We start from the raw sequence: 8,264 nt of genomic DNA, 5'->3' as shown, positions 1-8,264 counted from the left end.
GGGTAGGAGTGGGGTGAGGGGGCGGGACGCGAGGCCGCCCCGTCGGCCGGGCCAGGATAGGCGGCCCGGCCCCCACCAGGACATTCGCTGACCCGGCCAGCGGCTCACTCCCGCGTCCGCCGGCGCGGACACCTCCTCACCTGGACATTTCGCCGTGCGCACGCCGCCCCGTACGGTTCCGTGCATGCGCCCGACATCCAGCCCGTCCACCGCCCCGGTCGGCGCGGCCGACGCCGGGCGGCCGGCTGACCCGCGCCGGCCGCGCCGGTTCGGCTGGCCGCGGCGGGTGTTCTCGCAGGTGCTGCTGATGCAGTTGCTGATCGTCCTCGGGGTGACGGTGCTGGCCACCGGTCTGTTCCTGGCGCCCCTCAGCGCCCAGTTGGACGACCAGGCGATGCGGCGGGCGCTGGCCATCGCCGAGACCACCGCGTCGGCCGAGCTGGCGGCGGACCTGACCGCCTCCCGGCCGAGCCCGGACGGCCCCGTGCAGGCCGAGGCCGACCGCATCCGCCGCGAGACCGGCGCGGAGTACGTGGTGGTCATGGACCGCCAGGGGGTGCGCTGGTCGCACACCGACCCCGCTCAGATCGGCCGGACCGTCTCCACCGACCCCAGCGCCGCGCTGGCCGGCCGGGACCTGATGGAGATCGACAGCGGCACCCTCGGCCGCTCCGCGCGCGGAAAGGTGCCGCTGCGGGACGAGCGGGGGGACATCGTGGGGGCGGTGTCGGTCGGCATCGAGTACGACAGCGTCCGCGCCCGGCTGCTGTCGGCGATCCCCGGGCTGCTCGCGTACGCGGGCGGGGCGCTGGCCGTCGGCGCGCTGGCCGCCTACCTGATCTCCAGGCGGCTCCAGCGGCAGACTCATGACCTGGCCTTCTCCGACATCGCCGCGCTGCTCGCGGAACGCGAGGCGATGCTGCACGGCATCCGCGAGGGGGTGCTGGCGCTCGACCGGACCGGCAGCATCCGGTTGCTCAACGACGAGGCGCAGCGGCTGCTGGGCCTGGGTCCCGGGCACACCGGGCGGCCGCTGGAGGAGGCGCTGGGCGCGGGCCGGACGACGGACGTGCTGGCCGGCCGGGTCACCGGCGAGGACCTGGTGGCGGTGCGCGGGCAGCGGGTGCTGATCGTCAACCGGATGCCGACCGACGACGGGGGCGCGGTGGCCACCCTGCGCGACCGCACCGAGCTGGAGAAGCTGGGCCGTGAGCTGGACGCCACCCGCGGCCTGATCGACGCGCTCCGCGCCCAGGACCATGAGCACGCCAACCGCATGCACACCCTGCTGGGGCTGCTGGAGCTGGAGATGTACGGAGAGGCGGTGGAGTTCGTCACCGAGGTGGCGGGCGTGCACCGGGCGACCGCCGAGCAGGTCACCGAGAAGGTGCGCGACCCGCTGCTGGCCGCGCTGCTGGTGGGCAAGGCGACGGTGGCGGCCGAGCGCGGCGTCTCGCTGCGGATCGCGCCCTGCACCCTGCTGCCGGACCGGCTGGTGGAGCCCCGCGAGCTGGTGACGGTGGTCGGGAACCTGGTGGACAACGCGGTGGACGCGGCCGCCGGTACGCCGGAGGCCACCGTGGAGGTCGAGTTGCGCGCCGAGGGCCGCACCGCGCTGCTGCGGGTGGCGGATAGCGGCCCGGGTGTGCCCGCCGACCGCCGGGAGCTGGTGTTCACCGAGGGCTGGTCCACCAAGGACCGCCCGGCGCACGGCGGCCGGCGCGGCCTCGGGCTGGCCCTGGTGCGCCGGCTCGCGGAGCGCCAGGGCGGCACGGCCGCGGTGGCCGAGGCCGCGGCGGGCGGCGCGGAGTTCACCGTCGCCCTCCCCGAGGCGCTCACCGCCGCCGGTTCCGATGCCGATGCAGATTCCGACGAGCGGGCCCCCTCGGATCCGCCCGCCCGGTGCGAGCCGTCCGCCCCGGCCCCGGGAGGTGCGCGGTGATCCGGGTGCTGGTGGTGGACGACGACGTCCGGGTCGCCGCGGTGAACGCCGCCTATGTGGCGAAGGTGCCCGGCTTCGCCGTCGCCGCCGTGGCCCATTCGGCAGCCGAGGCGCTGGCCCGGGTCGCCGAGCAGCCGGTGGACCTGGTCCTGCTGGACCACTACCTGCCGGACGGCGACGGACTCGGCGTGGTCCGGGAGCTGCGCGACCGCGGCCACCACGCCGACGTGATCATGGTGACGGCGGCCCGGGACCTGGCCACCGTGCGGGCGGCCCAGCGCCACGGCGCGTTGCAGTACCTGGTGAAGCCGTTCTCCCTCGCGGGCCTGCGGCCCAAGCTGGCGGCGTACGCCGAGCTGCGCCGGACCGTCGACGGCGGCGGCGAAGCCGAGCAGGCCGAGGTGGACCGCATCTTCGGGGCCCTGTCGGCGCGTACCGGCGAGCCCGACCTGCCCAAGGGCCACTCGCCGACCACCGCCGAGGTGGTCCGCCGGGTGCTGCTGAGCGCCGAGGAGCCGCTCTCCGCCCAGGCGATCGCCGAGCGGGCCGGGATGAGCCGGCAGACCGCCCAGCGCTACCTCAAGCTGCTGGAGCGGGCCGGCCGGGTGGTGCTCTCCCTGCGCTACGGCGAGACCGGGCGCCCCGAGCACCGCTACGCCTGGACGGCACCCGGCTGACCGGGCCCGGCCGCCCCGCTCCCCCACGGGCTCCTCGTACCGCTCAGACCGCCCCGGCCCCGGTGAGCGCCCGGACCTCGGTCTCGGCGTGCCGCTGCTCGTCGGGCGGCTCGGGCGCCAGGACCGTGCCCAGCCAGCCGGCCAGGAAGCCGAGCGGTACGGAGACGATGCCCGGGTTCTCCAGCGGGAAGACGTGGAAGTCGACGCCCGGGAAGAGCGACCCGGGGGCGCCGGAGACCACCGGTGAGAACACCACCAGCAGCACGGCCGGCACCAGCCCGCCGTAGACCGACCAGACCGCGCCGCGGGTGGTGAAGCGCCGCCAGAACAGCGAGTAGAGCAGCACCGGCAGATTGGCCGAGGCGGCGACCGCGAAGGCCAGGCCGACCAGGAAGGCGACGTTCAGGTCCCGGGCCAGCAGTCCGAGGCCGATGGCGACCGCCCCGACCAGGGCGGCGGCGACCCGGGCCACCGTGACCTCGCTGGGGCGGCGCTTGCCGGGGGCGCGGCGCACCGAGGCGTACAGGTCGTGGGCGACGGCCGCCGAGGAGGCCAGGGTGATGCCGGCGACCACGGCCAGGATGGTGGCGAAGGCGACCGCGGCGACCACCGCGAACAGCACCGCTCCCCCGGTGGAACCGGCGCCTCCGCCGAGGTCCAGGGCCAGCAGCGGTACGGCGGTGTTGCCGGCCGCGTTGGAGGCGCGGACCTCGTCGGTGCCGACCAGGGCGGCCGCTCCGAAGCCGAGCACGATGGTCATCAGGTAGAAGGCGCCGATCAGGCCGATGGACCAGACGACCGAGCGGCGGGCGGCCCGCGCGGTGGGCACCGTGTAGAACCGGGACAGGATGTGCGGCAGCCCGGCGGTGCCCAGCACCAGCGCGAGTCCGAGGCTGACGAAGTCCAGGCGGGCCGTCCAGTCGCCGCCGTAGCGCAGCCCGGGGCCGAGGAACGACGCCCCGTGGCCGCTGCGTTCGGCGGCGGTGGTGAGCAGCAGGCCGATGTCGCCGTGGAAGCGGACCAGCACGAGGACGGTGAGCGCGATCGCACCGGCCATCAGCAGCACGGCCTTGACGATCTGGATCCAGGTGGTGGCCCGCATCCCGCCCCAGGAGACGTAGACGACCATCAGCGCGCCGACGCCGATCACCGTCCAGGTGCGGGCGGCCTCGCTGGTGCCGCCGAGCAGCAGGGCGACGAGGCTGCCGGCGCCGACCATCTGGGCCACCAGGTAGAGGACCGAGACGGTGACGGAGGAGGTGCCGGCGGCGATCCGCACCGGGCGTTCCCGCATCCGGGCGGCGACCACGTCGGCGAGGGTGAAGCGACCGCAGTTGCGGACGAGTTCGGCGACCAGCAGCAGCACCACCAGCCAGGCCACGAGGAAGCCGACCGAGTAGAGCATGCCGTCGTAGCCGAAGAGGGCGATCAGCCCGGAGATGCCGAGGAAGGACGCGGCGGACATGTAGTCGCCGGCGATGGCGAAGCCGTTCTCCATCGGCGAGAAGAGCCGCCCGCCGGCGTAGAACTCCTCGGCGGAGCCGTGCCGGCTGCGGCTGACCCAGGTGGTGATGCCCAGGGTGACCGCGATGAAGACGCTGAACAGGACCAGCGCCAGGGTCTGGTGGTCGCCGGTCATCGGCCGGCCTCCCGGATGGTGGCCATCGGCGCCGGCCCGGCGGGCTCCACGGCGGCCCGCGCGGCGGGTTCCGGCCGCGCGGGCACGGAGGCGCGCCGCGAAGCCACGGGAGCGGGCGGCGGTGACACGGGCACGGCAGGCGGCGGCACGGGGACGGGTGTCCGGACGCCCGGATCAGGCGTCAGGGCTACGGGTGCGGGCCTCGGGACTCCGGGATCAGGGGTCGGGGCTACGGGTGCGGGCGTCGGGGTCACGGACGCGGGCGCCGTGGTCGTCTCGGGGACCGGGTGCGACGCCGGTCGGGTCTCCGAGGGCTGCCCGGCGGCGGCTGCCCGGCCCTGGTCGAAGACCGTCCAGCGCAGGTCCAGCGCGGCCCGGTCCCGGTGGCGGCGGGCGTGGCGGACATACGCCCAGGTCAGCAGGAACGTGGTGAGGAACTGCCCGAGTCCGGCGAGCATGGCGACGTTGATCGCGCCGGCGACCGGCCGGGACATCAGCCCGGGCGCGGCCGTGGCCGCGACCAGGTAGCCGAGGTACCAGAGGAGGAACGCGGCGGTGGCCGGGACGACGAACCGGCGGTAGCGGCGGCGGACCTCCTGGAAGGCGGCGCTGCGGTGCACCTCCAGGTAGATGTCGGCGGCGCTGCGGGAGGCGTCCGGCGGGGCCGCCGCCTGCTCCCGGCGGGCGCCCGGGGCCGCCGGTGCGCCGGCGGCGGCCGGCTCCCCCCATCCGGAGGCCAGCGCGTCGTACCACGGGTCATCGATCACCGGTCAACTCTCCTTGTCAGCGAACCGTTTCGGCCGCGTGCACAAGGATGGACAGACCGGGACGCTCCCGGCCCCGGGTCCGGGCAGTGTTCACCCCATCAGGTGACCGGTGCCCGGGAACCGGTCCGGCCCGCGACCGCGTCGGCGGTTCCGGGCCGGTGGCGCCGCGTCGCGGGCTCGCTCAGGCGTCGATCCGCGAGCGGTCCATCGTCGCCGCGGAGCTGGTGATGAACTCCTTGCGGGGGGCGACCTCGTTGCCCATCAGCAGGTCGAAGACGTGCTCGGACGCCTCCAGGTCACCGATGTTGATCCGGCGCAGGGTGCGGTGGCGCGGGTCCATCGTGGTCTCCGCGAGCTGGTCGGCGTCCATCTCGCCGAGGCCCTTGTAGCGCTGGATGGAGTCCTTGTAGCGGACGCCCTTGCGCTCGAACTCCAGCAGCGTCTGCCGCAGCTCGTTGTCGGAGTAGGTGTACACGTACTTGTCCTGGCCGCGCTTGGGCTGGACCAGCTCGATCCGGTGCAGCGGCGGCACGGCGGCGAAGACCCGGCCCGCCTCCACCATCGGGCGCATGTAGCGCTGGAAGAGGGTGAGCAGCAGGCAGCGGATGTGCGCGCCGTCCACGTCGGCGTCGACGAGCAGCACGATCTTGCCGTAGCGGGCCGCGTCGATGTCGAAGGTGCGGCCCGAGCCCGCTCCTATGACCTGGATGATCGCCCCGCACTCGGCGTTCTTCAGCATGTCCGAGACGGAGGACTTCTGGACGTTGAGGATCTTGCCGCGGATGGGCAGCAGCGCCTGGAACTCGCTGTTGCGGGCGAGCTTGGCGGTGCCGAGGGCCGAGTCACCCTCCACGATGAACAGCTCGCTGCGCTCGACGTCGTCGCTGCGGCAGTCGGCCAGCTTGGCGGGCAGCGAGGAGGACTCCAGCGCGGTCTTGCGGCGCTGCGCCTCCTTGTGCTGGCGGGCCGCGATCCGGGTGCGGGCGGCGGCCACGGCCTTGTCCAGCACGGCCCGGGCCTGCGCCTTGGCGTCCCGCTTGGTGGAGGTGAGGAAGTCCTTCAGCTCCTTGGCCACGACGTTGGCGACGATGCGGTTGGCCGCGGAGGTGCCGAGCACCTCCTTGGTCTGGCCCTCGAACTGCGGCTCGGCGAGGCGGACGGTGACCACGGCGGTCAGCCCCTCCAGGGCGTCGTCCTTGACGATGTCGTCCTCGGCGACCCGCAGCAGCTTGGCCGAGCGCAGCACCTCGTTGACCGTGCGGGTGACGGCCCGCTCGAAGCCGGTGACGTGGGTGCCGCCCTTGGGGGTGGCGATGATGTTCACGAAGGACTTGACGGTGGCGTCGTAGCCGGTGCCCCAGCGCAGCGCCACGTCGACGCCCAGCTCGCGGGTGACCTCGGTGGGGGTCATGTGGCCGCGGTCGTCCAGGACGGGGACGGTCTCCTTGAAGGTGCCCTGTCCGCTGAGCCGCAGCACGTCGCAGACCGGCTTGTCCTGCGCCAGGTACTCGCAGAACTCGCTGATGCCGCCGTCGAAGCGGAACGTCTCCTCGGTGGCCTCGGCGCTCTCCGCGTTTTCGAGGCCTCGCTCGTCGCGCACCACGATGGTCAGGCCGGGCACCAGGAAGGCGGTCTGGCGGGCGCGCTGGTGCAGGTGGTCCAGGGAGAGCTTGGCGTCCTTGAGGAAGATCTGCCGGTCCGCCCAGTAGCGCACCCGGGTGCCGGTGCGGTCCTTGCGCACCCGCTTGCCCTTGACCAGGCCGTTCCCCGGGTCGAAGGGGGCGTCCGGGCCGGGCTCGGTGAAGATGCCGGGCACGCCGCGCCGGAAGCTGATGCTGTGCGTGGCGCTGTTGCGGTCCACCTCGACGTCCAGGCGGGCGGAGAGTGCGTTGACTACGGAGGCGCCGACGCCGTGCAGGCCGCCGGAGGCCGCGTAGGAGCCGCCGCCGAACTTGCCGCCGGCGTGCAGCTTGGTCATCACGACCTCGACGCCGGAGAGCCCGGTCTTGGGCTCGACGTCGACCGGGATGCCGCGGCCGTTGTCGCGGACCTCGACCGAGCCGTCGCCGTGCAGCAGCACCTCGATCCGGTCGCAGTAGCCGCCCAGGGCCTCGTCCACCGAGTTGTCGATGATCTCCCAGAGGCAGTGCATCAGGCCGCGGCTGTCGGTGGACCCGATGTACATACCGGGTCGCTTGCGGACCGCCTCCAGCCCTTCGAGGACGAGCAGGTGCCGCGCGGTGTAGTTGGAACCGTCACGGTCTGCGGTCAGCAGCGCACTGGACGGCACGGACGTCTCGGCGGTCACGCGGTTCGCTCCTCGCTGAATTTGGGATGGGGCTTCGGTGGGTACGGCTCGGCGGCTGTCACCGGGTCAGAGCGTACCGAGCCCAGGTAGAGCCGTTGTCACGCCACCCACCGGCATCCGTCATGCTAGTCCACGCTCGCATGCCTGTTCGATCGCTCGAGGGGGTGACGTGGACATCACGTTCCCTTCGAGGCATGAACCATTTAGGCTCCGGGCACGTCCTCTTGCACAACCGGCAACCGCCGGAGGGCGTAAGACCCCAGCAACGCGAAACCCGTAGAGCACAGCAATACGGCTCATTCGCCGCCAACCGTCGGCAGCCGACCGTCTCGGAGGGAAACTTTCGAGGAAAAGCCGCGAGCGGGAACGTTTTCGGCCTGGTTGGATGTTGACCCTGGTACGACAGCTCGTCGAGCTAGAGAAGAGGCGACGTGACTACTGTTCTGACCCCCGCGAGCCCGCTGACGGCCGCCGACCGCTGCGACCGCTGCGGCGCCCAGGCTTATCTGCGCGTCGTGCTGACCAGCGGTGGTGAGCTGCTCTTCTGTGCCCACCACGGGCGCAAGTTCGAGCCGGAACTCAAGAAGATCGCCGCGGAAATACAGGATGAGACGGACCGGCTCACCGCCGTTCCGGGCGCACCGGAAGAGGAGCGCTGACAAGTCGCATCCCCGACGAGCCAGGGGCCGGTCCCGACCGGCCGACGGGCGACCACCTCCCACCGGAGGCGGTCGCCCGTTCTCGTACCGGTCCTTTTCACGGGCGCTGAGCGCCGCGCCCAGCGCACACGGTGCGCGGCCGGCCCAAGGCAGCCTGCGCGGCCCTGTGGCGCTCTGAGGGCATCGGGAGGGGTGCGCGGACGCGGGCCCGCTCCGCTGGGCCCCGGCTCCGTCTTCGGGCGACAGATGGCCCCCCAAGCCCCCTGGCAGCC

General features: G+C 73.4%; 5 protein-coding genes and 1 pseudogene. 3 read left to right on the top strand and 3 right to left on the bottom strand.

Going from position 1 to position 8,264, the window contains the following annotated elements:
• Positions 1 to 184: 184 nt before the first annotated feature.
• Together C6N75_RS13215 and C6N75_RS13210 are read left to right on the top strand one after the other, a co-directional pair.
• Entirely contained in the window at positions 185 to 1,942 is a 1,758-nt protein-coding gene (locus C6N75_RS13215) for an ATP-binding protein (RefSeq protein WP_105869080.1), read from the top strand.
• A complete protein-coding gene (locus tag C6N75_RS13210; protein ID WP_105869079.1) occupies positions 1,939 to 2,619 on the top strand; it encodes a DUF7342 family protein in 681 nt (226 codons plus the stop codon). Before C6N75_RS13215 ends, C6N75_RS13210 begins: the two co-directional genes overlap by 4 nt.
• 43 nt (positions 2,620 to 2,662) lie before the next feature.
• On the opposite strand, the gene C6N75_RS13205 is transcribed toward C6N75_RS13210, so the two are convergent.
• The 3 genes and pseudogenes from C6N75_RS13205 to C6N75_RS13195 form a co-directional block, all read right to left on the bottom strand.
• Positions 2,663 to 4,258, bottom strand: coding sequence for a solute symporter family protein (locus tag C6N75_RS13205; RefSeq protein WP_105869078.1), 1,596 nt, complete (start codon positions 4,256 to 4,258; stop codon positions 2,663 to 2,665).
• Positions 4,259 to 4,590: 332 nt separating this feature from the next.
• Positions 4,591 to 5,025, bottom strand: a pseudogene (locus tag C6N75_RS13200) (DUF485 domain-containing protein); the annotation flags it as partial.
• 181 nt (positions 5,026 to 5,206) lie between these two features.
• Positions 5,207 to 7,333 (bottom strand): DNA gyrase/topoisomerase IV subunit B, encoded by a 2,127-nt coding sequence (locus C6N75_RS13195; protein ID WP_105869077.1) that lies wholly within the window; start codon positions 7,331 to 7,333, stop codon positions 5,207 to 5,209.
• 431 nt (positions 7,334 to 7,764) lie between these two features.
• Here C6N75_RS13195 and C6N75_RS13190 point away from each other — a divergent pair, with 431 nt between their 5' ends.
• Positions 7,765 to 7,992, top strand: coding sequence for a DUF7455 domain-containing protein (locus tag C6N75_RS13190; RefSeq protein ID WP_105869076.1), 228 nt, complete (start codon positions 7,765 to 7,767; stop codon positions 7,990 to 7,992).
• The last annotated feature ends 272 nt before the right edge of the window (positions 7,993 to 8,264 follow it).

Source organism: Streptomyces solincola (genome assembly GCF_002982015.1).
GTDB classification, from domain to species: Bacteria; Actinomycetota; Actinomycetes; order Streptomycetales; family Streptomycetaceae; genus Streptomyces; species Streptomyces solincola.
Note: the sequence above shows the minus strand (reverse complement) of the source record. Positions and strands in the feature narration are given on the sequence as shown.

What these genes read in the sequence shown, in the direction of transcription:
- C6N75_RS13205 (WP_105869078.1), bottom strand. Translation starts at nt 4,258, where the DNA reads ATGACCGGCGACCACCAGACCCTGGCGCTGGTCCTGTTCAGCGTCTTC.
- C6N75_RS13215 (WP_105869080.1), top strand. Translation starts at nt 185, where the DNA reads ATGCGCCCGACATCCAGCCCGTCCACCGCCCCGGTCGGCGCGGCCGAC.